This is a genomic window from Amycolatopsis sp. FU40 (assembly GCF_021903635.1).
Classification (GTDB): Bacteria; Actinomycetota; Actinomycetes; order Mycobacteriales; family Pseudonocardiaceae; genus Amycolatopsis; species Amycolatopsis dendrobii.
On the sequence record NZ_CP091381.1, the window covers coordinates 9,163,505 to 9,186,962 of the forward strand.

Consider the following 23,458-nt stretch of genomic DNA (forward strand, 5'->3'; position numbering starts at 1 on the left):
AGGCAGCGGCATGTTGCCAGCACGTATGCGGTTTCCGATACACGGACGATATGCGGCACCGGGGCGAGGGAAAACCGCACTGGAGACGGTGGTTCTCGGCGTGATGGCGAGAAATCCGGGAGCTGCACCACTGTTTTCGCATCGCAGGGGCTCCGACGCGGCCTTCCTGGCGCTCGGGTGCGATGGCGGGGAACTCTTGTACATCGGCAACGAGCCGTGCGACCGTTGAGCGGACGGAGCGATCTGCCCGGACTGTGCCGGTCGCCCGTGGTGGCGGGCCGGTGGCGGCTCTGGGGGCGAGAAGGGCGGACGCGCAGGGGAGATCGGCAGTGACGGCGGTCGTGGCAGTGCATGTCCCGCGCCGGGCGGTTCTGGACGTCGTGTTCGTCCATGGGCTGGACGGCGATGCCCGCGCGTCGTGGCGCTGCGGCGGCGACGGCACGTTCTGGCCGCGGTGGCTCGCCGCCGACCTCGCGGGCGTCGCTGTCTGGACCCTGGGGTACGACGCCTGGTCCAGCGGATGGCGCGGCCAGTCGATGCCGGTGCCAGACCGTGCGGTCAACCTGATGGCGCAGTTGCAGAACGCGGGCCTCGGCGAGCGTCCGTTGTGCTTTGTCACGCACAGCATGGGCGGCCTGCTGGTCAAGGAGATCCTGCTGCACGCGGCGGAGAGCCGGACCGATTTCGCGTGCTTCGCCGCCGCGGCGAGGGGCGTCGTCTTCCTGGGCACGCCGCACACCGGATCCGGGCTGACCCGGGCGGTGGACGCGCTGGGCGTGCTGTACCGGGGCACGCCCGCGGTCGAAGACCTGCGCCGCAACAGCGCGTACCTGCGGCAGCTCAACGACCGGTACCGGGATTGGGCGGACGAGACCGGGATCGCCAATCTGGTGTTCTTCGAAACGCGCCTGACGCGGCGGGTCCGGGTGGTGGACGAGGCGTCGGCCAATCCGGGCCTGCCGAGGGTCCGGCCGATTCCGGTGGACGCGGACCACGTCGGCATCTGCAAGCCCGCGGACCGCGCTTCGCTCGTCTACGGGCAGGTCAAGCGGTTCGTCCTCGGTCTCCTGCCCGGCCGAGGGAACGGCCAGGCGCCGCCGGCGGCGGTGCACCGGACGATCCTCGTCGCCGACGTCGAAGGGTTCAGCGACCGGAGCCGGACCAACCGGAACCAGCTGTCCGTCCGGGACACGATGTACCAGACCCTGCGCCGGGCGTTCCGGAAAGCCGGCATCCCCTGGGAGGCGTGCTATCACGAGGACCGCGGCGACGGGGTGCTCGTGCTCGCCCCGCCGGAGGTGCCGAAAGCGGCCTTCGCCGAAGCGCTTCCCAGCGCGATCGTCGAGACGCTGGAAGTGCACAACCGGGTCGCCGACGCGGGGGAAGAGATCCGGTTGCGGCTCGCGGTGCACGGCGGCGAGGTCCACTACGACCAGCACGGCGTGACCTCGAACGCGGTCGTGCTCGCGTTCCGGCTGGTCGAGTCGGCGGCGTTGAAGTCCGTGCTGGCCGGGTCCTCGAGCGTTCTCGCGATGATGGTTTCGCCGTGGTTCTTCGACGAGGTCGTGCGGCACAGCCAAGGCAGCCGTGCGGAGACCTGGCGGCCCTTTCCGGTGTCGCTCAAGGGAAGCGAGACGACCGGCTGGACGAGCCTGCCCGGCGATCCGTGGCCGGCCGGGGAGCCGCCGGCCGTCGCCGAGCCCGCTGACCAGCCGGTCCCGCACTCGTCGCCGCGAGCTGACCGGGAAGACGGATGCGTTCAGCTGGCGAAACGGACGCTTCCCCGCGACGCTCCCGCGTTCACCGGCCGGACCGCGGAGCTGGAGAACGTGCTCAAGGAGATCACCGACGCGGTCCATCCCGGCTGCATGGTCGCCATCCACGCGATCGACGGGATGGCCGGGGTCGGGAAAACCGCGCTCGCCGTGCACGCCGGACACCTTCTCGCGGAACGGTTTCCGGACGGTCAGCTGTTCCTGCGGCTGCACGGGCACACCCCCGGCGAACGGCCCGTGGGACCGGCGGACGCGCTCGCGTCGCTGCTGACCATGATCGGCGTGACTGTGCGGCAGATGCCCGCCGGGCTCGACGCCCGGGCGGCGCTGTGGCGGGATCGGCTGGCGGACAAACAGGTGTTGCTGATCCTGGACGACGCGCTGAGCCACCAGCAGGTCGAACCGTTGCTGCCCGCGGCTGCCGGAGCACTGGTGATCATCACCAGCCGCCGCAGGCTCACTGCCCTCGACGGGGCGGTTTCGGTCGCGCTGGACGTCCTGCCCGCCGAGGAAGCGTCCGCGTTGTTCGTGCGATTGTCCGGCCGGTCCGTCCGGCCCGAGGAGAGCGAAGCCGTCGAACGGGTGGTGCGCCTGTGCGGTTGGCTGCCGCTGGCGGTGACCCTGTTGGCGGGACGGCTGCGCAGCCGTCCACAGTGGACTGTCAAGGACCTGGCCGACGAACTGGATTCGACGCACGACCGGCTGGGCAGGCTGCGGGCCGAGGACATCGAGGTAGCCGCGGCCTTCGACCTGTCCTACCGCGAACTCGGCCCCGGCCAGCAGCGGTTCTTCCGCCGCATCGGGCTGCACCCCGGCCCGGAACTGGACGCGCACGCGACCGCGGCGATGGCCGACCTCCCGGTGGCCGAGGCCGGCGCGCACCTCGGGGCCCTCTACGACGACCACATGCTCGAAGAGCCCGCCTTCGACCGCTACCGGATGCACGACCTGATCCGCGAGTACTCCCGGAACCTCAGCAACGCCGACGACCCGCAGGAGACCGAACGGGCCGTCTGCAGGCTGTTCGACTACTACTGCGACACGGCTGCCGACGCGGCCGCGCACATCGCCAAGGACGTCACCACCGACGGCCTCCGCGAAACCCGCTCACCCCGGCGACGGACGGCGCGCGGCACCCGGGTGGGCAGCAGCATCGAGGCTTGGCGATGGATGCGCGTCGAGGCGGTGAACCTGCTGGCCTGCGCGGACCACGCGATCCGGCATGGCTGGCATCACCACGTCGTTGACCTGTCGGCGTGCCTGGCCAAGTTTCTCTACGTCGCCGGGCCATGGGACCGGGCGTTGCGGCTGCACCAGTCCGCGGTGCGCGCGGCGGAACACAACGGCGACGAGGCAGCTCGGGCGCATGCGTTGAACCATTTGGGAGGTGTGCAACGACGCATCGGCGATTACACCTCCGCGGCGACCTCGCACGCGGCAGCCCTGGAGAGTTACACCGCACTGAGAGACGAGGCGGGGCAGGCCGCCGCGCTCGGTCAACTCGGCGCGGTCCGGCGCTGTCTCGACGACTACCCCGGTGCGGCCGAAGCTTTCCAGCGTGCGCTCGCCATGCTGCTGAAGCTCGGTGACCGCAGCGGGGAAGCCCACGCCCGCAACGAACTCGGCATCCTGTATCTGGTCAGCGGCGACTACCGGGCCGCGGTCGGCTCGCACGAGCACGCGCTCAGCATTTACGAGGAACTGGACGACCTCTTAGGGCAGGCGGACGCCTGGAACGAGCTGGGCGTCGCACGGCGGGCGATCGGCGATCTCCCCGGTGCGGTCGACGCGAACACCCGCGCGGTCGGCGGCTTCCGCAGGCTCGGCGACGGCTTCCACGAATCGTTCGCGCTGAACAGCCTCGCCGTCGCCTGGCGGATGATCGGCGAACCGCGGAAAGCGGTCGACGCGCACCACGAGGCGCTGGCCATCTCCCGCTCGCTGGGCGACCGGCTGGGCGAAGGATTCGGGCTCAACGAACTCGGTGCGGCCCTGCGTCTGGTCGGGGAGCTCGAGGCCGCGGACCAGTGCCATGCCGAGGCGCTGGACATCTTCACCGAGCTGGGCAACCAGCTCGGCAAGGCCGAGACGCTCAACCACATGGGCGCGCTGCTGCTGGCGACCGGGCAGGTGGGGGAGGCGGGCGCGCGGTATCGGAGTGCGCTGCCGTTGGCCCGTGAGGTGAACAGCCCGCTGGAAGAGGCCCAGGCGCTGGCGGGGCTCGGCCGGTGCGCGGTTTCGCGAGGCGATCAGGACGGCGCGCGAGAGTGTTTGCGTGCCGCGCTGGAGATCTTCGAGCGCATCGGCTCGTCGGAAGCGGAGCCGGTCCGGGACTTTCTCCGCCTCGACCTCAACCCGAGCTGAGCAGCCACGCTGGTCCTCGTGACGGTGTACGAGCTGGAAGAGGACGCCGCTTGATTTCTCCGGCCGGACCGGCGGGTTCGCGCGGAGACGTCGGCGGGAGCGGCGGCTCGCGGGAAACGCGGTGGAGCGAGCGGACGTCGGGATGGTCGGATACCGCGGTGAACGAGCGAGAGCGGAAGAACGCGGCGCGGCGGGCGGCGGTCTTGGCTCTGCCGGCCGTCCAGGCCTGGCATCACTCGCGAATCGTGCCGCCGCGGCAGGGGGACGTGCGGATTTCGGAGTCGATCGGGCCATTCGGTGAGTTGATGGCGGTGTGGTCGGCTCCGGCGGATCGCACGGCGAGGTTTTCGGAGGTGCGTCCGGTGCGGGTGACTGTGCACGTGCCGGAGATGGCGGTCGCCGCGCGGATTGCTGATCTCCGGCTGGCGCATCCGTCGGTGCAGCCCCTGCCGGAGGGCCGTGTGCTGCTGGTCGACGCGCGGTGCGCCTGGCGGTCCGAAGGGCCGGACCGCAATGCGGTCGTCTACGACTGCGACGGCGAGGCAGTAGCCGAGCAGACTTTTGGCGACGGCATCGACCACGTGCAAGCCACCCGGAACGGCGAGATCTGGGTCGGCTACTTCGATGAAGGCGTCCTCGGCTCGCACGGCTGGGGAGTCGATGGCGCCGCGCCTCCCGTCGGCCGGAGCGGGCTGGTCCGGTTCTCCGCCGACTTGACCGAGCAATGGCGTTACCCCGATTCCGCGCGGCTGGTGTGGGGCCGCATCTTGGACTGCTACGCCCTCAACGTCGACGGCGAGACCGCGTGGGCGTGCTTCTACACCGAATGGCCCATCGTCCGGATCCACGACGGCAGTGTGACCGGCTGGCACAACGAAATCCGCGGTGCCGCGGCCTTGACAGTGCGTGGTTCCCGGCTGGCGTTGTACGGCGGTTACGAGCCCGTCCGGGATCGGCTGGTCGCCGGGGTTCTGGGCGACAATGAGTTCCGCGTGACCGGGGAATACCGGCTCGTCCTGCCGGACGGCGGGGAAGTCCCGCGCGAGGCCCGGGTTTTCGGGCGGGGCGCGGACTTGCACATCGTGACCCGGCACGACTGGTACCGGCTCAGTCTCGAAGACCTTCCCGCGTAAGAAAATCCCCGCCGCCGCGGCCATCCCGTCACCGCGCCACCGGAACCCCGGGTGTTCATCGACCGTTCACGCCGAAACTCCCGTGCGGCGCGTCAAAAGATGAAGGATTCGAGGTGACGTGGGGGAGGGTTCGTGAAGCGCCGGTTGTCGATCGGGCTGGCTGTGGTTTTGGTGCTCGCCGTGGCGGGGGTGGTCGTGTGGGGGCGTTCCGGCGGCGACCAGGCGGGCGGCGGCGGGCTGACCGTCGTGCGCGGGGTGATCGGGTCGGAGAAGCAGGCCTTCTTCACTGATCAGCGCGTGGTGGACGCGTTCGCCAAGCAGGGGCTGAAGGTCGAGGTCGACACCGCGGGGTCGCGCCAGATCGCCACGACCGTCGACCTCGCGAAGTACGAGTTCGCGTTCCCGTCGTCCTCGCCGGCCGCGCAGAAGATCCAGCGCGACAAAAAGGTCACGACGGTTTACACGCCGTTCCAGTCGCCGATGGCGGTCGCGACGTTCGAACCGATCGTGCAGCTGCTGAGCGGCAACGGCGTGGTGCACAAGGGCGCGGGCGACTACCAGGTGCTCGACATCGCGAAGTACCTCCAGCTCGCGGGCACCCGCTGGGACCAGTTGCCGAACAACACGGCCTATCCGGTGCGCAAGAACGTCCTCGTGACCACCACCGATCCGCGCGAGTCGAATTCCGCGGCGATGTACCTGTCGATCGTTTCGTTCGTGGCCAACGGCAACAACGTCGTCTCCGGCCCGGACCAGGAGGCGAAGGCCCTGCCGCAGGTCGCGAAGTTGTTCCTGGACCAGGGGTACACGCAGAACAGCACCGAGGGACCGTTCGAGGACTACCTGTCCGCGGGCATGGGCAAGACGCCGCTCGCGTTGATCTACGAATCGCAGTACGTCGACCGGGTGCTGCGGAAGGACGGTTCTATCCGTCCGGACATGCGGATGCTTTACCCGGCGCCGACGGTGTATTCCAAGCATACCCTGGTTCCGTTCTCCGCCAACGGAAACAAGGTCGGCCAGCTGCTGTCGACGGATCCGGAACTCGGCAAACTCGCCGCCGCGTTCGGGTTCCGCACGACGAATCCGCAGGTGTTCCGCGAGGTCGCCGCGCAGGCCAAGGTGCCGGGCGACCTCGTCGACGCCGTCGAGCCGCCGAGTTTCGAGACGCTGGAGCGGATGCTCGACGCGATCCAGAAACAGTACTGATGGACGAATTCACCCTCACCCCGCCGGAGCCGGTGGCGGCGGTCCCCGCGGAACGTGCTGCGGGGCTTATCGTGCTCGGCGACGATACGAGAGCGCAGATCTCCCAGCGGGCGGACGAATTCGCCGCGCGGCTCGAAGCGCTGGACGTCAAGTCTCCCGAATTCACGGCGTTGCTGGACGAAATCCTCGCGGTCGGCGAGGCGGACATGCGCACGGCGGCGACGGTCGCGGGGACGATGCTCGACCGCTCGGCCAAGGCGCTCGACGCCGCTCGTTCGCCGCACCAGGAAGTGACGGCGAGCTTGACCGAGTTGCGCGCTACGGTCGCGGGACTCGATCCGGCGAAGCTGCCGGTCACCGGCCGTAAACTGCTCGGGATCTTCCCCGTCGCAGCCAGTGCGAAGCGGGCGCTCGACCGGTACCGGGCGGCGAATGAGCCGGTGAACGCGCTGGTCCGCGAGTTGCGCGTGCGGCAGGACGTGCTGCGACGCGACAACGCGGCGATCAAAGGCGAGCGTGAGCGGCTTTGGGCGACGCTCGGCAAGCTGGCTGAAGCGGCCGCGTTCGCGGAGGCGGTCGACGGAGCGATCGATCGGCAGGCGGGCGTCTTCGACCTCACGGATCCCGCGCACGCCAACGCTTTGCGGGCCGATTTGCTGTATCCGATTCGGCAGCGGCACCAGGATGTGCTCACGCAGCTGGCGGTGAGCGCGCAGGGATATCTCGCGCTGGATCTGGTGCGGCGGACCAATGACGAGCTGATTCGCGGCGTCGAGCGGGCAGCGACCACGACGGTTTCCGCGCTGCGCGTCGCGATGTTGGTGAGTGCCGCGTTGGCGAACCAGCGGGACGTACTCGATGAGGTCAGCGCGTTGCAGGCGACCACGAACGGGCTGCTTCGGGCGAACGCGGAGCTGTTGCGGTCGCAGAGCGAGGAGATCCGCAAGGCTTCGAGTGATCCGGCGGTCGCGGCGGACACGCTGCGCGAGTCGTTCGACCGGATTTACGCGGCGTTCGACGCGATCGACGGGTTCAAGGCCGAAGCGGTGTCGCATATGGCGTCCACTGTGGATTCTCTGTCCGGGGAGTTGCGCCGCGCGGAAGATCGGCTGCGCCGGTCGCACGAGGGGGAGCTGTGAGGAAACTCGGCGTACTGGCGCTGGCCGCGGTGCTGCTGGCTGGCTGTTCGTCGGCCGGATCGACTGACCCGGGCCAGCCCTCGGCGGACACCTTGCGGGTGTTCGCGGGCAGCGAGCTGGCCGATTTGCAACCGGTGCTCGACGAAGCCGCGAAGGCGACCGGGGTACGGGTCAAGTTCACTTTCACCGGCACGCTGGAGGGCGCGGAGGCGCTCGCGAAGGGCAGTGTCGACGGCAAATACGACGCGGTGTGGTTCTCCTCGAACCGTTATCCCGCGGGAATTCCGGACGCGAGCAAGCGGCTGGGCAACCAGGCGAAGATCATGCGTTCGCCGGTCGTGCTGGGGCTCTCGGCACCGGTCGCGCAGCGGCTCGGGTGGGACAAGAAGGCACCCACCTGGGGCGACATCGCCGTGGCGGCGGGAAAGAAGGAGTTCAGCTACGGGATGACCGACCCGTCGGCGTCGAACTCGGGTTTCTCCGCGCTCGTCGGGGTCGCTTCGGCGCTCGCCGGTGCGGGCGCGGCTGTCGACGCGAAGCAGATCGAGGCCGTAACGCCGCAGCTCACACAATTCTTCAGCGCGCAGCAAATGTCGGCGGGCTCGTCGGGCTGGCTGTCCGACGCGTTCCAGCGGCGCGCGAGCGGCCAGGATCCGGGGCAGAAGGTCGACGGGCTGGTCAACTACGAGTCCGTGCTGCTGTCATTGAACGCCTCGGGCAAGCTGCCCCAGCCGCTGACGCTGATCTACCCGACGGACGGCGTCGTCACCGCCGACTACCCGCTCACCCTGCTCAACGGTGCGAGCGACACTGCCCGTGCGGCACACCAGAAGCTCTCGGACTACCTCCGGACGCCCGATGCGCAACGCAAGATCATGACCACCACGCAACGTCGTCCGGCCGTCCCCGGCGTGCAACTCGGGCAGCAGTTCGCTTCGCACGACCTGGTGGAGCTGCCGTTCCCCGCCACGCAGCAAGCCGTCGACGCGTTGCTTTCGGCCTACTTCAGCAAGATCCGCCGCCCTTCGCGCACGCTGTACCTGCTGGACACGTCGGGGTCGATGCGGGACGGCCGGATCGAGGCGCTGCGTTCGGCGTTGACCGGACTCACTGGTGCGGACAGTTCGCTGGTCGGCCGTTATCGGCAGTTCCGCAGCCGGGAAGAAGTCACCATGCTGCCGTTCAGCACGCAGCCCGGGACCCCGGCGACGTTCACCGTCCCCGAGCAGTATCCGCAGCCCGAACTGGCGAAGATCAAAGACTACGTAAGCGGCCTGACCGCGAACGGCGGCACGGCCATCTACGACACTCTCCAGCACGGCTATCAGGTGCTGGAGCCGCTGGTGGCGAAGGACCCGGACCGCTTCAACTCGATCGTGCTGATGACCGACGGCCAGAACGAGAGCGGCTCGGACCTCGCCGCGTTCAAGGCGGCGTTCGGCTCGCTGCCGCCCGCGATGCGCCAGATCCCCGTCTTCACGGTCCTGTTCGGCGAGGGCAGCGGCGACGAACTCGGCCAGGTCGCCGCGCTGACCGGCGGGAAGGTCTTCGACGCCAGGAACGTGCAGCTGGCCAGCGTGTTCCAGGAGATTCGCGGGTACCAATGAGGCGCTGGTTCTCCTCCACCAAGAACATCTTCGGCTGCGTCGGCGCGCTGGTCGGGCTGCTGCTGTACGTGCTCGGCGTGATCGGCCCGTTGTGGCTGATGTTCGTGGTGCTGGCCGTGCTGTACGCGGCGGGCGCGCTGCTCGGCCCGCCGGAGAAGGTGCGGCTCGTCGTGGACCCGTCGGTGGAGGCGGCCGAGGTTCGCTCGTCGCTGGCTGAGCTGGCGCGGACGGCCTCCGGACGTCTCCCGGAGTCCACTGTGGACTCCGTGCGGCGGGTGGCGGAGATGCTGTCGGATCTGCTGGCGGATCCTGTCCGGTTGGCGGCGAGCCCGGAGGTGCAGCATCGGGTGTTGTTGCTGGCGCGGACGGATTTGCCGCTGTCGGTGCAGACGTATCTCAATCTTCCGAAGTGGTTCGCGACGCATCGGTCGGAGGCGGGGCAGGAGTTGGCGACGCAGCTGGGTCTGATCGAGCGTCGGGCGCATCAGTTGGCGGAGGAGTACTACGCGACAGAGGTCAACCGGCAGAAGGACCAGACGCGCTACCTCGGCGAGGAGTCGTAGCGAGATCAGCCGGGGCCTGCCACCGCGCGAGACGGTCGTAGAGACGCGACAGCCGGGCGTGGAAGGTCTCCAACGCCCAGGCCAGCTTCCAGCCAGCCGGGTTGAGCGTCGTCGCGGTGTGCTGGGCGGCGAGCAGACAGGCGTGTTCGGTGTTGCACCAAGCCAGCGCCGCCAGCGCGTCGGGCAGGGGATGGGGGAGGACGTCCGGCGCGGGCGGGTCGAGCGGGACTGAGTCCTGCCGCGGGTTCAGGAGCCGGTCGGCGGCGTGGGCGGTGTGCGTGTAGAAGTACAGGATTCGCTGCAGCGCCGCGTCGCGGGTGTCTTCGGTGAGGGTGTGCTGGGCGGTGTCGCCGGCGTAGAGGCGCACCAGGTCGTGCATCCGGTATCGGCCCGGAACGTGTTGCTGCACCAGGGAAGCGATCTCCAGTTCGCGCAACACCGTGCGCAACTGGGCGGCCGGGAACGCCGCCAGAGCTTCGGCGGCGGCGAGGCTGATGTCGGGACCGGGCGCGACGCCCAGCAAGCTGAACAGGCGCGTCGCCTGCGGGCTGAGGGCACGCACTGACCACGACAGCACCGCGCGCAGATTCACGCGCAGGCCACCGGCGTTCAAGCCGTCCAGGCGGGCCGAGGCGTCGCGAAGTTCTTCGGCGAGCACGGCCAGCGGGAACGTCGGGTGGTGCTGGGCGCGCGCGGCCACGATGCGCACGGCCAGCGGCAAACCCGCGCACATCGTGAGCAGGTCGGCGACCGTGTCGGGTTCGGCGGCCAAGCGGTCTGGGCCGAGGTGCCCGGCGAGCAGTTCGCGAGCGTCGGGGTCGGGGAGTACGTCCAGGTTGAGCAGGTGCACGCCGTACAGCGCGGCGAGGCCGACCAGGTGGCGGCGGCTGGTGATCAGGACCGCGCAGGTCGGAGTGCCCGGCAGCAGGGGCGTGACCTGGTCGATGTCGCGGGCGTTGTCCAGCAGGAGCAGCATCCGCTTCCCGGCGAGCAGGCTGCGGTACAACCCGATCTGCGCTTCGAGGTCGGCGGGGATCGCGCAGGAGGCGACGCCGAGGGCGTCCAGGAAGCCGCGGATCGCCTCGGCGGCGGACATCGGCTGTCCGGCAGGATCGAAACCGTGCAGGTCGACGTGCAGTTGCCCGTCGGGGAAGCGGCCGAGCCGCTGGTGTGCCCAGTGCAGCGCCAGCCAGGTTTTGCCGATTCCGCCGGTGCCGCCGATCGCGACGGTTCCCGCCAGGTCCATGTGCCGGTCCAGGTGGACGAGTTCGGCGCTGCGGCCTGCGAACAGCCGGGGCGGGCACGGCAGTTGCCGGGGGACTGGCGGCCGCGTCGCGGGTTCCGGTGCGGGCGCGGCCAATGCGGGGTCGGCGGCGAGGATCTGCTCGTGCAGCCGGCGCAGCGGACGGCTGGGGTCGGTGCCGAGTTCGTCGGCAAGAACCCGTTGCAGGCGGTGGTAATGCTGCAACGCCTCGGCTTGGCGGCGGCTTCGGTAGAGGGCCAGCAGGTACTGTGCGGCGAGGCGTTCGTCGAACGGGTGGCTCGCGGTGCCGGCGGCGAGTTCGGCGAGCAGTTCGGCGTGTTTGCCTTGGCGCAGCCGGATGTCGGTCAGATCCAGCCGGGCGGTTCGCTGGCGGGCGGTGAGGGCGGCACGCAGCGCGCACAGCCACGGGATGTCGGCCGCGGCGGCGAGGTCCGAGAAAGGTTTGCCCTGCCACAACGACAGCGCCTGGTCCAGTGCGGCCGCGGCACGGGTATCCGCCTCGTCCGGATTGTGGTGCTGCGCGGCGCGGGCTTGGGCCAGCAGCGCGTGGAAGCGGTGCAGGTCGATCGCGTCCGGTTCCACGGAAAGCCGGTAACCGCAGCCGTCGCGGGTGAGCGCGACCTCCGGAACCGGAGCGAGCGCCCTGCGCAGCAACGGAATGTTGTGCTGCACCGCCCGGCGCGGCTGCCGGGGGAGCGCGCCGTCGGGCCAGACGCGGTCGATGAGCTCGTCCACCGCGACCGTCTGGTTGGCCTCGATCAGCAGCACCGCCGCCATGCAGCGCAATTGCGGATGGCCCAGTTCGATCGCGCGGTCGTCCACCGTCACGCCAACTGGGCCGAGCAGACGGAACCGTACCGTCATCGTGATCACCCGTGGGCCGGTCGCCGGACCAGGACATGCTGTGTCTAGCGGTCTTCGCCGGGGCCGGGCAACGGCCGGGGCGGATGTGCGGCACTACGGCCGAGCAGTTTCGGCCAAGCGGACCGGAAACACGTCCGGGGGCGGCCCGCCGGATGGCCGCCCCCGGACGTTTTCCGCGCTAAGCCAAGGCTTCCCAGTTAATGGTCCGCAACGGGACGCCCGGGCACGAAAGAACGAAACGGTAAGTGTTGCCCGCGAACATGACCGGGCCGTTGACCCGGGCATTGTTCGAGCAGATGAGGTAAACCCGCATCACCCCGACCCGGACCGAACAGCTGACCGCGACGTCGTGGAACGGAGCACGCGAGAAATAGTTGCAGTTGAACACCGGCGGTGTGGTGTTCGGAGCGGCGAGCGCGGCCGCTGAGCTGAGGGTTCCGGTCTGCGTGCTGTCCGCCGGGGCCGCGGTGGCGACGCTCGCGCCCGCGAACAAGGCGGCGATTGTCAGTGCGATGGCGATGAACGGCTTGGCCGCTCTTCGGGAAAGGGAATCCGGACCGGTGAATCGGAGCATGGTGAATATTCCTTCGCGCCTGGGCGGCACCTCGGACGGTGCGCCTCGCGCACCATGCTGTCCGGTCGCGGCGTCGCGGATGCGGCACCGATGCGTCATCGCGGAAAGCGCGAAGAATCCTTGCCGTGCCTGAGTTATCGCTGACGCTGGCCGTTCTGATAGTTGAGTGCGTAGCGGACCGCGTCGGCGCGAGAGTGGAAACCGGCTTTGGCGAAAAGGTTGTTGATGTGGGTTTTCACCGTGGCCTCGCTGATGACCAACGCGGCCGCGATTTCCGGATTGCGCAGGCCGTCGCCGATCAGGCCGAGGATCTCCCGTTCGCGTGCGGTCAGCGCCAGATCCGGTTCCGCGGGCCGGGCCGGTTTGGCGGCCAGCGCGAGCAGCCGCCGCTGCACCTCGGGCGCGAGCACGGTCTGGCCCTGCGCCGCGGTGCGCACGGCGTGCAGGATCGTGGTGCGGTCCGCTTCTTTGGTCAGGTACCCGCTCGCGCCCGCCTGCAGCGCGGCCAGGATCGATTCGTCGTCGTCGAACGTGGTGAGCACGAGAACGGTGGTGTCCGGCTGGGTTTCGCGGATCTTGGCGGTCGCGCCTACCCCGTCCAGGACCGGCATGTTGAGGTCCATCAGCACGACGTCCGGACGGTGCTCCTGCGCCGCCTTGACCGCTTCCGCGCCGTTGGTCGCGGTCGCGACGACGTTGACGTCCTCGGCGAGGTCGAGCATGACCGCGAGCGCTTCGCGGACAGTCGCCTGGTCGTCGGCGACGACGAGGGTGATCGGGCGGTCGGTCATCGAGGCAGCTCCAGTTCCACGGTCCAGCCGTCGCCGGCCGGGCCTGCTCGCAGGGTGCCGCCGAGCAGGGCGGCCCGTTCGCGCATCCCGACGAGCCCGACCCCGGACCCGCCGGCCAGTTCGGCGCGCAGCGGTTCGGTCGCGGGCCCGTTGTGCACGGTCAGCCTGACATGATCGGCCGCGAAGGCCAGCCGGAGGCTGCGAGCCGCGCCCGGCGCGTACTTGGCCGCGTTGGTCATCGCCTCCTGCGCCGCCCGGACCATCGTGTGCGTGGTCTCCGGGCCGACCGCCTCGGCTTCGCCCTCGACCACGAATTCGGCCGACGCGTGGTCAGCGAGTTGGCACAACGTCTCAGACAGCGGCAAGGTGTCTTCGCGCAGCGCGTGCACCGCGCGGCGGGTCTCGCTGATCGAGTCGACGGCGATGGCGCGGGCCTTGCGCACCGCGGCGGCTGCCTCGTCGTCGCGGCCGCTGTCGCGCAGTGCGTCGGCCATGTCCAATTGCAGGGCGATCCCGGAGAGCGAATGACCGAGGACGTCGTGAATCTCGCGCGCGATCCGGCCGCGTTCGACGAGCGCTGCCTCGCGGGCTTCGGACTCGCGGGCGCGCTGCGCTGATTCGGCGGCGAGCTGGGCGTTGCGGATGGCGTCGAGACGGTCGTGGTGCGAGATGCCGACCGCGACCGGCAGGCCCACGGTCAGCGGTACCCACACCGGCCACACCGGGAAGCCCGGCGACAGCTCTCCGACCGTCCAGGTCGCGGCGACCGCGATGACCGCTCCGGCGACCGCGATGGTCACCGCGGCCCGGCGGGACGCGAGCTTGATTCCCGAGGCGGACGCGGCGACGAACGGGAACATCGCGGCGAACGTTCCGTGCGCCAGCGGCAGGAGCAGCGCGCCGAACAGCATGTACGCGCCCATCACGGTGATCTGCCGGTTCTCGGCGATCCGGGCCCAGGGCAGCAGCGAGACGATCCCGGCGACCGACACGAGGACGAACAGCGCCAAGGCCAATGGCCGGTACGCGATGGTCGCGTCCGGCCATTGAACCGCGGTGCAGGCGATCGCGGTGAGGACGAGGAGGGGCTGGATCAGGTCGTCCCGGTGCTGCCCGAGACGGGACAGCGACCGCTGGTCCGGCGTGCTCATGGGACCAGGTTCCTCCTCGTCTGGCCGGCGTCGTGCGCGGACTGAGTGTTCCACTCGGCGGGGCGGCCGGTGAGGTTGCGCTGGATGTTGTCCAGCATCGGCGAGGTCTTGCCCGGCGCGCCGTCGCTGCCCTGGGTCCACATGACCTGGTGCCCGGCGCGCAGTGCGCGGTAGAGCACGACCAGCCCCTCGGCGAGGATGCCGGCTCCGATGGTGAGCAGCATGCTGTTGGAGACGCCGCCCGCGTCCTGCGGGTCGAACGCGTCGAGCGCGAGGTTCACGCCGATCTTGACCACGATGTTCGCCACCCACAGCCCGACGGTGACCGGCGTGTAGCGGACGAAGGCGGTGCCGTCGCGCCGGGAAATCCGGACGCTGACCCCGCGCAGGACGCCGAGTACGACGCTGATCGCCGCGGTCCCGACGAGGAAGACCAGCGAGGCAGCGGTCTTCACCTCGCCGGACACCGTGCTGAGGCCGACGACGGACAGGATCGCGGGCAGGATGAGCATCTGCTTGGCCTGCGCGGGTTCGCCGATCAGCCGCCGCACCATCAGGTAGCCGACCGCCGCCACGATCAGGACGATTTCCACGGGACCGCTCATGGGTTGTTCCTGCCTTTCGAGTTCGTTCCGATGCCGAGAAAACTACGGCGGAACGGCGGCGGAGTCGTGAGGTGCGCGGCGTATCCGCGGGTGGAGAAATCCCTCCACCCGGCCCTGGATTTCTCCACCCGGGATACGCCCTCGGCCGCAAGACGGCGGCGGGCGGCGACCGTAGCGTTTTCCGTGCGAATCCCAGCAACCAAGCCAAATCGGGGAGTACGGCATGACCACGCACGCCCGCACGATGATCACCACGCTGTTCCTGGACGTCGGCCTGTCCGTCGTCGCCTACTTCGCCGCCAACCTGCTCGGTGCGAGCGCGTACGTGTCGCTGCTGATCGGCACGATCGTCGCCGGAGTGCGGACGGTCTGGGTCGCGGTGGCGCAGCGGCGGCTCGACCTCTTTTCGTCATTCCTCATGCTGCTTTTCGGCCTCGGCCTCGGGCTGAGCTTCCTCACCGGCGACCCGCGAATGCTGCTGGCGAAGGAATCGGTGACCACCTTCTGCGCGGGCGTGGCTCTGATCGGCAGCTGCGTGCTCAACCGGCCGCTCGCGTACTACGCGGCACGACGCTTCGCGCAGCAGGCCGGCGGCGAGCAGCAGCGCGAATTCGAGGCCGCCGCGGGCGACGCGACATTGCGGCGGCGGTGGTATCAGGTCTCGCTGGTGTGGGGCGTCGGGTTGACCGCCGATTCCGTGCTTCGCATCGTGGGCGTCTACACGCTGCCGTTCGACACGGCGGCGGCTTGTTCGCAGGCGTTGATGGTCGTCGCGTTCGCGGGGCTGATCGGGTGGACGCTGCTGACCCGGCGGCGGGGCGAGCAGGCGGTTCAGCGTCCGTCGTAGTTGCGCATCGCCGCCGCGACGTCGTCGAGGAAGGACAGGACGACCGGGACGTGTTCGGGCTCGAGCCGGTCGGTGATGGTTTCGATTTCGCCGAGCAGCGGACCCAGCGCGTTCCGGACGTCCTCGCGGGCGTGGCCGGTGGCTTCGAGGTGAACCCGGCGCCGGTCGGCCGGATCGGCGTGGCGGGCCAGGTGCCCGGCGGCGGCGAGCCGGTCGACCAGCACGGTCGCGGACGCCGAGGTGATGCCGAGCCGGTTGCCCAGTTCGCCGGGCCCGAGCGGCTCCGGACTGGAGACGACCTGGTCGAGGGCCTGCACGTCGGTGACCCGAAGCGACAGCTTGCGCGCCAGCGCCGCCTGCATGCCCCGGCCCGCCTGCAACAGCCGCCGCACCGCCAGGGAGATCTCCCGCGCCGCCTCCTTGTCCGCCACGGCCGAATATTAGCTAGAAATTCTAGTCGTGGGCTACACTAGGGCATATGGCTAGAAAATCTAGCGAATTGGCCCAGGTCAACGCCGGGATGGCGCGGAAGCTGCTCGCCGCCGAGCCGGATCCGGTCCCGGAGGGCGGTTACGGGCTTCGCGTGCTCGAAACGACCGGACGCCGCAGCGGCGAGGCCCGGCAGACGCCGCTCGGGGTGCTCCTGCTCGGCGGCACCCGCTACCTGGTTTCGCCGGATGCGAACCGCGACTGGGTGCGCAACCTCGTCGCGACTCCGCAGTGCCGCGTTCGGGCGGGCGGGGTCGACGAAAACGTTTGCGCACAGCCGGTCGACGGCGCCGACGCGGTGTCGGTGATCTCGGCTTACCTGAACGCCGTGCGGGCGCCATGGGCGCTCGCCGCGTTCCCCGTCGGTCCCGCCGCGTCCGCGGCCGAAATCGCGGCGCGGCTGGATTCGCTCGCGGTGTTCCGGCTCGAACCGGGGGCGAAATGACGGACGTGGTCGTCGTGGGCGGCGGGCCCGGCGGGATGATGCTCGCCTACCTGCTCGGCCGCGCCGGAATCCCGGTCACGCTGCTGGAGGCGCACCAGGACTTCGACCGCGACTTCCGCGGCGATTCGCTGCACCCCTACACCCTCGAACTGCTCGACCGCCTCGGCCTGGCCGACCGGCTGCTCGCCCTTCCGCACCACAAAGCGCGGTTCTTCCGCTTCCACACTCCGGCCGGGTCGATCACCACCGCCGACTACGGCAAGCTCTCCTCGCCGTACAACTACGTCGCCCTGATGCCGCAGGCGCACTTCCTTGACTTCCTCGCCGCCGAAACCGCCGCCCTGCCGAGCGCGAGCGTGCGCACCGGAGCCAAAGTCGTCGACCTGAACCGCGACGACGACGGCCGGATCACCGGCGTCCGCTACCGCGACGACACCGGAACCCACGACCAGCCCGCCGCGCTCGTGGTCGGCGCGGACGGCCGTTTTTCCCGGATCCGCCGCCTGGCGGACGCTCCCGCCCGCTCTCTCGGCGCGACCACCGACCTGCTGTGGTTCCGGCTGCCGCACCGTCCCGATGACCCGCCGGACGCCGACGTCGACCTCTTCTTCGGACGGCACCACTATGTCGGCCTGCTCGCCGGGACCAGCGGCTGGCAGGTGGGATACAGCCTGCCCAAGGGCGGCTACGCCGAAGCCCGCGAACAGGGCGTCGGCCCGATCCGGACATTCCTCGCCGAGCAGGTGCCGTGGCTGGCCGACCGGGCCGAGTTGCTGACCGATTTCGGCCAGACGACCCTGCTGTCGGTCGACATCTCCCGGGTGGAGCGCTGGTGGCGGCCGGGTCTGCTGCTCATCGGCGACGCCGCGCACGTGATCTCGCCGGTCGGCGGCAACGGAATCCTCATGGCGGTCCAGGACGCCGTCACCGCGGCCAATCACCTCGTGCGGGATTTGTCCGACGCCGCCCTCGCGCGGATTCAAGCCGAACGCGAACCCGCGATCCGGCAGGTGCAGGCACAGCAGGTCCGGCTGGAACAACGGGCCGCTCGCGCGAGGGAGCGCGGTCGTCCGGCCGCTCCTCCGTATCGGTTGCTGCGCCTGCTCACCGGCATCCCGGGCGCCCGCGCCCGCGCCGCCCGGGCCAACGCCTACGGGCCTGCTGCGCCCGTGCTGGAATCCTGAGGCGGGAAAAGCCGGGGCAGGAAGCCGATCATCAACGCGGACCAGGTCACGTGCGTCAGCAATGGTGCTTGCACGCCGCCGCCCCGACGGCGCTGCAGCGTGAAGAGCGTTCCCATGGTCGCTGACGCCAGCACCAATGCCGGATTCCGCGTTGCCGTCGTCGAGAGCACGTACAGCGCGGTCGATTCTCGCGCCCCGAACGCGTCGTAAAGCGCGCCGCGGAAGAAAACCTCTTCGGCGGCGCCGGTTACGAGCGCGGTTGTCACGACCGTCGGCGTCGAACCGTGATGGGCGTGGCCGAGCACGCCGGTGATTGCCCGGCGCAGCAACGGAATCCGGCGAGCGACCAGCGCGCAGCCGTAAAACACCCCGAACGCGCCCGCGCCCGCCAATACCGGCTGCACGACGCCGGTGCGACCCCGTGGCACCGGCCCGGCCGCGCGCGCTCCGGCGAACCAGGTCGCCGCGACCGACGCGGTCAGCGCGTGAAACCGGCGCGACCCCGGCTTGCTCGCCAAGGACGCGCCGAGCAGCCCGGAACCCGCGGCGGTCACCGCCGTCAGGAACGCCTTCACCTGGTCCGCCGTTGCCGCGCTCGTTCGCCCAGTGCTTGCAGCACGGCGTCGTTGTAGCTCGTCGGCTCGAATTCGACGATGCGGCGGATCGCGTCGTCGCGGACGACGACCTCGTTGCCCATCGAGTCGATCAGCGCGCGGCCGGTCGTGGCGTCGATGTCGGTGACCAGCGAAAGCCAGTAGGACGACAGCCGGGGCGTGAGCAGCGGGACCGGCACGATCGCCAGCATCCTGCCCTCGATCACCGCGACACGCTGGAGCATGTCCCGGTAGGTCAGCACTTCGGGGCCGCCGATGTCGAACGTCCGGCCCTCGGTCTCGGGATGCTCCAGCACGCCGGCCAGGTAGCGGACGACGTCGGCGAGCGCGATCGGCTGCGTGCGCGTGCTGACCCAGCGCGGGGTGATCATCGCGGGCAGGCGTTCGACGAGCTGGCGGGTCAGCTCCCACGACGTCCCGCCGTGCCCGATGACGATCCCCGCGCGCAGCACGGTCACCGGCACCCCGGTCTCCGCGAGCAGCCGTTCGACCTCGCGCCGGCTGGCCAGATGCGCGGACAGCGAGTCGGCGTCGTCGCCCAGACCGCCGAGGTAGACGATCCGGCGCACTCCCGCTTCCGCCGCGGCGCGGGCGAACGCGCGGGCCGCGTTGGCGTCGCGCTGCTGGAAATCGGTGCTGTCCAGGGAATGCACCAGGTAGTAGGCGGCTTCGACGTTCTTGAGCGCGTCCCGCAAGGAACCGATGTCGGCGACATCGCCGTAGACCGGCTCCCCGGCGCCGCGGTACTGCTCGGGACGGCGGGTCATGGCGAGCACGTCGTGCCCGGCGTCTTTCAGCGCCGGGCACAACCGTTTGCCGACGAACCCCGAGGCCCCGGCGACCAGTACGCGCATGCTTGCGACGGTAGCCGGGCGAGCGGAATTCCGCTGATCACCGCGGCCCGGGGCGCTGCCGGTCCGTCATGAGCCCTTCCATCAGCCGCGCGAGCGCCTCGTCCAGCTGGCCGCCGAGCCGAGCGCCGAGCCGAGCGGCCAGTTCGGCGTCGACGGCCGCCGCGCGCGAACCCGTCTCGGCCAGCAGGGATTTCCCCGCCTCGGTGACGGTGAGGATGTGCTTGCGCCGGTTGGCCGGGTCCCGCTGCCGCTCGATGAGGTCGCGCTGCTCCAGCTGGTCGGCCAGCCGGACGACCAAGCTGGGGCTCACCCGCATGAGCCGGGCGATGTCGTCCTGGGTCCGGGCGAAGCCCTGGTCGACCATGGCGAGCGTCCCGAGATGCTTGGGCGTCAGCCCGCTTTCGCGCAGGTGCTCGGCGAAGTCGTTGGCCAGGTCGGTGCCGAGCACCATGAGCCGGAAGGCCGAGGTCTCGGGCAAAGAGCTGTCGGTCGCCACGCCGGTACTCTATCATCCGTGAACAGTTCAAACCATAAATAGTTTATGAGTGAGGTAATGATGATCGTCTTGGCGGTGGCCAATGCCGTGCTCGCGGCGGTTAGCGTTGTCTTCGCGGTGGTGGCGGCAGTGCGACCGGCGGCATTGAGCCACAGCGAGGCGCCGACGGACGGCGAGAAGTTCTACGGATGGATGTACGCGGTCAGAGCCGTGCCGCTGGGCTGTGCGGCCGCGGTCGTGCCGCTGATCTGGTCTGGACCAGTCTGCGCGGCGGTCCTGATCGCGGCCGCGGTCGCGCAGGCAGGCGACGTCGCCATCGGGGTATTCCGGAGGGAACGGGGCATGATCGCGGGAAGTTCCGTGGTGGGCATAGTGCATGTGCTTACCGCCGTCGTGCTGTGGTGAGCGAAGCGAGCTGAAAGCCGCGCGTCAGCGTCACGTCAGTGCCGGTTGGGACGCTGTCGGGGTGACGTGCCTGATGTCTGTGTCCAGTTACCTGCCCGCCGCGGTGCCGATCGCGACGCTGCAGGACGCGCTCGGCCTCACCGACGCCCAGTTGCGCAGGCTGCATCGCATCTACGGGTTGTCCGAGGTTTGCCGGTCGCCCGAGTCCGAGGCCGAGATGCTGCTCGGCGCGGTCGCGAAGCTCGACGGGTTCGCCGGAGTCGAGGAACGCGTCCGCTATGTGCTGCGGCCGAAAACGGTGCCCGCGGCCTCGCCGTTTCCGTTCGATCCGCTGGCCGAGGTGCAGCAGCGGCTGGGACTCCGGAACGCACTGGCTTTCACGGTTGCTGATCACGCGTGCGCGTCCGGGCTGCTGGCCCTCGACCTCGCCGGCGCGCTGCTCGAACAGGACGGCGACCCGGACGCGCTGGCGTTGATTCTCGCCGGGGAGAAGGCGTTCACCCCGGCCGCGCAGATCATCCCGGACGTCGCGGTGATGGGCGAGGGGACCGCTGCGGTGCTGGTCGCCCCTGGCGGGCAACGGGATCGGCTGCTCGGCTACGCGACGACGACGCTCGGCGGCCCGGGCGGCGAGGTCATCACGAACGAAGAGCAGAACAAGGTCTTCCGGCAGATTTATCCGGACGCGCTGGGCGACGTCACCCGCGCCGCGCTCGAAGCCGCCGGGTGCGCGGCGAGCGATCTCGCGCTCGTCCTTCCGCACAACGTCAACAAGGTTTCGTGGATCCGCGCGGCGGAGGCGATGGACGTGCCGCGGAAACGGATCTTCCTCGGCAACGTCCCGCGCACCGGCCATTGCTTCTGCGCGGACCCGTTTCTCAACTACCACACCGCGTCCCGGCTCGGCCTGCTGAACCCGGGCGAGCGCTACCTGATGGTTTCGGTCGGCCTCGGCTCGACGTTTTCCGCGATGGTCTTCGAACACTAGGAGCAGAACCTGATGAGTACGGAACTCGAGATCGAGGGCGTCGGGATCACCGAGCTGGCGGACCGTTACGGCACCCCGCTGTTCGTGTACGACGGCGGCGAGCTGGCCGGCCGGATGTCCCGGCTGCGCCGCGAACTGCACGACAGCATGGAAATCTTCTTCTCGCTGAAGTCGAACCCGAACGTGTCGATTCTGGCTGTGCTGCACGACAATGGGGCCCGCGCAGAAGTGTCGAGCCTCGCCGAACTGCGCACCGCGCGCCGTGCCGGAGTCGAGCCGCGCGACATCATCTTCCTGGGCCCGGGCAAGAGCAAGGCGGAACTCGAAGCCTGCCTGGACGAGGACATCGCGGCGATCGTCTGCGAATCCTTCGGGGAACTGGCGTTGATCGACCAGCTCGCCGCGGCGCGCGGAGTGCGGGCGCGGGTGGCGTTGCGGGTCAATCCGAGCTTCGCGGTCAAGGGCTCCGGGCTGACGATGGGCGGGAAGCCGCGCCAGTTCGGCATTGACGAGGAACAGCTGTTCGCCGCCGAGGACCTGGTTTCCCGGCACGCGAACGTGAAGATCATGGGCGTCCAGGTCTACATGGGCACGCGCATCCTCAGCGAGGAATCGGTGGTGGAGAACACCACGCGCATCTTCGCGCTGGCCGAGCAGCTGTCCGCACGGCTGGGCTTCGGGCTCGACCTCGTCGACGTCGGCGGCGGGCTGGGCGTGGCGTACTTCGACGGGGAACGCGACCTCGACCTCGATCTGCTGACCTCGCGGCTGAACCCGGTGATCGACGAGTTCGCCACGCGGCATCCGGACACGCGGCTCGTGATGGAGCTGGGCCGCTACCTCACCGCGATGAGCGGCACTTACGTCGTGCGCGTCCGCTACGTCAAAACCTCGCTGGGACAGAATTTCGCGGTCGCCGACGGCGGCACCAACCACCACATGGCCGCGGTCGGCATCGGCTCCTACGTCAAGCGTGATTTCCCGATGCGGCTGCTCAACCGGATCGACGAACCGGCCACCGAAACCTGGCAGATCACCGGCCCGCTGTGCACCCCGAACGACGTGCTGGGCAAGAAAGTCCCGCTGCCGCCCGTCCGGCCGGGCGACCTGATCGGCGTGGAACGCTCCGGCGCCTACGGTCCGAGCGCGTCGCCGGTGCTGTTCCTCAGCCACGGCTATCCCGCCGAAGTGTTGGTCCACGATGGACAGTCCTATGTGATCAGTGAACGGGACCAGCCGGAGGACCTGTTGCGCCGCCAGCACCTGCACCGGCTTCCGGTTCCCGCGGTGGAGGGCTGATGTTCAGTGCCGGCGCTCCTGTGGCGGCCACGCGCACCTCGCCGTTCGCCGTGTTGCCGATGGGGCTGAAAACCGTGCTGCACCGGCGATTCGAGTCCGGCGCCGACCGGCTCGACGGCCCGATCATGACGCGGTACTTCACCGATCTGGCCGCCGGACACGACGTCGGCTACTCGCCGGACCTGGTCGCTCAGGCGCAGGGCAACACGTTCATTTCCCTGGCCCGGGAATTGCTGCACGGCCAGGTGCGCGAGCCGATCGACCTGGTCGTCGTCGCCCACGACGGCCCCGATTTCGACCCGCGGCTGTCCGCTCCGGTCAATCTGACCGCGGTGCTGCCGGGCGGCCCGATGACGTACTCGGTTTCCGGACAAGGGCCGCTCGCCGGATTCCTCGCCCTGCGGGTGGCCGCCGGCTACGTGCGCCGGAAGCCGATGCACCGCGTGCTGATCCTCGTCATGGAGCAGCGAGGAATGCCGTACGCCGGAGTACGCCCGCCAGCGGACGCGGCGACCGCGCTGCTGTTCGAGTCCGGGACCGGTTCCACTCGCGTCGCGGTGCTGCCCGGAATCGACCCGTCCGCCGCCCGGGCCGAGGCCGATCGGCTCGCGCCAGCCGACCGTTACGGACCAGGTTTGACCGGCGGACCGGTCACCGAAGGACGCTCCGCCACCGCCCTGTGGGCCGGACCGCCCGCGGTGCTCGCCGATTACGACCCGATTCGCGGAACTCTGGGAATTTGCGCCTTCGCCCGGGAAAGCGAGCCGTCCGCGCCCCTATAATCAGGAGCGGAACTGC

22 protein-coding genes are annotated in these 23,458 nt (G+C 69.8%); 13 read left to right on the plus strand and 9 right to left on the minus strand.

The annotated features are described in order from the left end of the window. Window positions 1-329 precede the first annotated feature (329 nt). The 6 genes from L3Q65_RS43530 (at window position 330) to L3Q65_RS43555 (ending at window position 9,790) form a co-directional block, all read left to right on the plus strand. Window positions 330-4,139, plus strand: coding sequence for a tetratricopeptide repeat protein (locus L3Q65_RS43530; protein ID WP_237598236.1), 3,810 nt, complete (start codon window positions 330-332; stop codon window positions 4,137-4,139). A 158-nt stretch (window positions 4,140-4,297) separates the two neighbouring features. Further along, window positions 4,298-5,272, plus strand: coding sequence for a hypothetical protein (locus tag L3Q65_RS43535; RefSeq protein ID WP_237598237.1), 975 nt, complete (start codon window positions 4,298-4,300; stop codon window positions 5,270-5,272). Window positions 5,273-5,404: 132 nt separating this feature from the next. Next, window positions 5,405-6,481, plus strand: coding sequence for a hypothetical protein (locus L3Q65_RS43540; RefSeq protein WP_237598238.1), 1,077 nt, complete (start codon window positions 5,405-5,407; stop codon window positions 6,479-6,481). Beyond that, the gene (locus L3Q65_RS43545; RefSeq protein ID WP_237598239.1) at window positions 6,481-7,620 is read left to right on the plus strand and encodes a toxic anion resistance protein; all 1,140 of its coding nucleotides are present in this window, start codon (window positions 6,481-6,483) and stop codon (window positions 7,618-7,620) included. Before L3Q65_RS43540 ends, L3Q65_RS43545 begins: the two co-directional genes overlap by 1 nt. Continuing rightward, complete coding sequence (locus L3Q65_RS43550; protein ID WP_237598240.1) at window positions 7,617-9,227, plus strand: extracellular solute-binding protein; 1,611 nt, start codon at window positions 7,617-7,619, stop codon at window positions 9,225-9,227. The genes L3Q65_RS43545 and L3Q65_RS43550 overlap by 4 nt, the downstream gene beginning before the upstream one ends. Then, window positions 9,224-9,790 (plus strand): hypothetical protein, encoded by a 567-nt coding sequence (locus tag L3Q65_RS43555; protein WP_237598241.1) that lies wholly within the window; start codon window positions 9,224-9,226, stop codon window positions 9,788-9,790. The genes L3Q65_RS43550 and L3Q65_RS43555 overlap by 4 nt, the downstream gene beginning before the upstream one ends. On the opposite strand, the gene L3Q65_RS43560 is transcribed toward L3Q65_RS43555, so the two are convergent. From L3Q65_RS43560 to L3Q65_RS43580, 5 genes are all read right to left on the minus strand, one after another. Continuing rightward, the gene (locus L3Q65_RS43560; RefSeq protein ID WP_237598242.1) at window positions 9,744-11,918 is read right to left on the minus strand and encodes a BTAD domain-containing putative transcriptional regulator; all 2,175 of its coding nucleotides are present in this window, start codon (window positions 11,916-11,918) and stop codon (window positions 9,744-9,746) included. The genes L3Q65_RS43555 and L3Q65_RS43560 overlap by 47 nt on opposite strands. 178 nt (window positions 11,919-12,096) lie before the next feature. After that, complete coding sequence (locus L3Q65_RS43565; protein WP_237598243.1) at window positions 12,097-12,492, minus strand: hypothetical protein; 396 nt, start codon at window positions 12,490-12,492, stop codon at window positions 12,097-12,099. A gap of 134 nt (window positions 12,493-12,626) precedes the next feature. Next, window positions 12,627-13,283: a response regulator transcription factor gene (locus L3Q65_RS43570; protein WP_237598244.1), complete on the minus strand. Its 657-nt coding sequence runs from the start codon at window positions 13,281-13,283 to the stop codon at window positions 12,627-12,629. After that, window positions 13,280-14,434: a sensor histidine kinase gene (locus L3Q65_RS43575; protein ID WP_237598245.1), complete on the minus strand. Its 1,155-nt coding sequence runs from the start codon at window positions 14,432-14,434 to the stop codon at window positions 13,280-13,282. Before L3Q65_RS43575 ends, L3Q65_RS43570 begins: the two co-directional genes overlap by 4 nt. Then, window positions 14,431-15,039: a DUF1453 family protein gene (locus tag L3Q65_RS43580; RefSeq protein ID WP_182892410.1), complete on the minus strand. Its 609-nt coding sequence runs from the start codon at window positions 15,037-15,039 to the stop codon at window positions 14,431-14,433. The genes L3Q65_RS43575 and L3Q65_RS43580 overlap by 4 nt, the downstream gene beginning before the upstream one ends. A gap of 223 nt (window positions 15,040-15,262) precedes the next feature. Between L3Q65_RS43580 and L3Q65_RS43585 the strand changes: the two genes are divergently transcribed. Further along, complete coding sequence (locus L3Q65_RS43585) at window positions 15,263-15,886, plus strand: VC0807 family protein (protein WP_182892409.1); 624 nt, start codon at window positions 15,263-15,265, stop codon at window positions 15,884-15,886. Here L3Q65_RS43585 and L3Q65_RS43590 read toward each other — a convergent pair. After that, window positions 15,871-16,317, minus strand: a complete 447-nt coding sequence (locus L3Q65_RS43590) for a MarR family winged helix-turn-helix transcriptional regulator (RefSeq protein WP_182892408.1) — start codon at window positions 16,315-16,317, stop codon at window positions 15,871-15,873. The genes L3Q65_RS43585 and L3Q65_RS43590 overlap by 16 nt on opposite strands. A gap of 47 nt (window positions 16,318-16,364) precedes the next feature. On the opposite strand from L3Q65_RS43590, the gene L3Q65_RS43595 reads away from it, so the two are divergent. Both L3Q65_RS43595 and L3Q65_RS43600 read left to right on the plus strand, forming a co-directional pair. Then, the gene (locus tag L3Q65_RS43595; protein ID WP_182892407.1) at window positions 16,365-16,820 is read left to right on the plus strand and encodes a nitroreductase family deazaflavin-dependent oxidoreductase; all 456 of its coding nucleotides are present in this window, start codon (window positions 16,365-16,367) and stop codon (window positions 16,818-16,820) included. Continuing rightward, window positions 16,817-18,004 (plus strand): FAD-dependent oxidoreductase, encoded by a 1,188-nt coding sequence (locus L3Q65_RS43600; RefSeq protein ID WP_237598246.1) that lies wholly within the window; start codon window positions 16,817-16,819, stop codon window positions 18,002-18,004. The genes L3Q65_RS43595 and L3Q65_RS43600 overlap by 4 nt, the downstream gene beginning before the upstream one ends. Here L3Q65_RS43600 and L3Q65_RS43605 read toward each other — a convergent pair. Genes L3Q65_RS43605 through L3Q65_RS43615 form a run of 3 tightly spaced genes read right to left on the minus strand, consistent with a single transcriptional unit; the run spans window position 17,971 to window position 19,968 of the window. Continuing rightward, window positions 17,971-18,579 (minus strand): CPBP family intramembrane glutamic endopeptidase, encoded by a 609-nt coding sequence (locus L3Q65_RS43605; RefSeq protein WP_182892405.1) that lies wholly within the window; start codon window positions 18,577-18,579, stop codon window positions 17,971-17,973. The two genes, L3Q65_RS43600 and L3Q65_RS43605, sit on opposite strands and share 34 nt — an antisense overlap. Further along, window positions 18,576-19,472, minus strand: a complete 897-nt coding sequence (locus L3Q65_RS43610) for an NAD(P)H-binding protein (RefSeq protein WP_237598247.1) — start codon at window positions 19,470-19,472, stop codon at window positions 18,576-18,578. Before L3Q65_RS43610 ends, L3Q65_RS43605 begins: the two co-directional genes overlap by 4 nt. Before the next feature lie 37 nt (window positions 19,473-19,509). Then, on the minus strand, window positions 19,510-19,968 hold the full coding sequence (locus L3Q65_RS43615) for a MarR family winged helix-turn-helix transcriptional regulator (protein ID WP_182892403.1): 459 nt from the start codon (window positions 19,966-19,968) through the stop codon (window positions 19,510-19,512). Window positions 19,969-20,013: 45 nt separating this feature from the next. Here L3Q65_RS43615 and L3Q65_RS43620 point away from each other — a divergent pair, with 45 nt between their 5' ends. From L3Q65_RS43620 to L3Q65_RS43635, 4 genes are all read left to right on the plus strand, one after another. Further along, complete coding sequence (locus L3Q65_RS43620) at window positions 20,014-20,373, plus strand: hypothetical protein (protein WP_237598248.1); 360 nt, start codon at window positions 20,014-20,016, stop codon at window positions 20,371-20,373. Window positions 20,374-20,446: 73 nt separating this feature from the next. Beyond that, the gene (locus tag L3Q65_RS43625; RefSeq protein WP_237598249.1) at window positions 20,447-21,361 is read left to right on the plus strand and encodes a 3-oxoacyl-[acyl-carrier-protein] synthase III C-terminal domain-containing protein; all 915 of its coding nucleotides are present in this window, start codon (window positions 20,447-20,449) and stop codon (window positions 21,359-21,361) included. Between the two features lie 12 nt (window positions 21,362-21,373). Further along, window positions 21,374-22,660, plus strand: a complete 1,287-nt coding sequence (locus tag L3Q65_RS43630) for a type III PLP-dependent enzyme (RefSeq protein WP_237598250.1) — start codon at window positions 21,374-21,376, stop codon at window positions 22,658-22,660. Further along, window positions 22,660-23,442: a hypothetical protein gene (locus tag L3Q65_RS43635; protein ID WP_237598251.1), complete on the plus strand. Its 783-nt coding sequence runs from the start codon at window positions 22,660-22,662 to the stop codon at window positions 23,440-23,442. Before L3Q65_RS43630 ends, L3Q65_RS43635 begins: the two co-directional genes overlap by 1 nt. Window positions 23,443-23,458 lie beyond the last annotated feature (16 nt).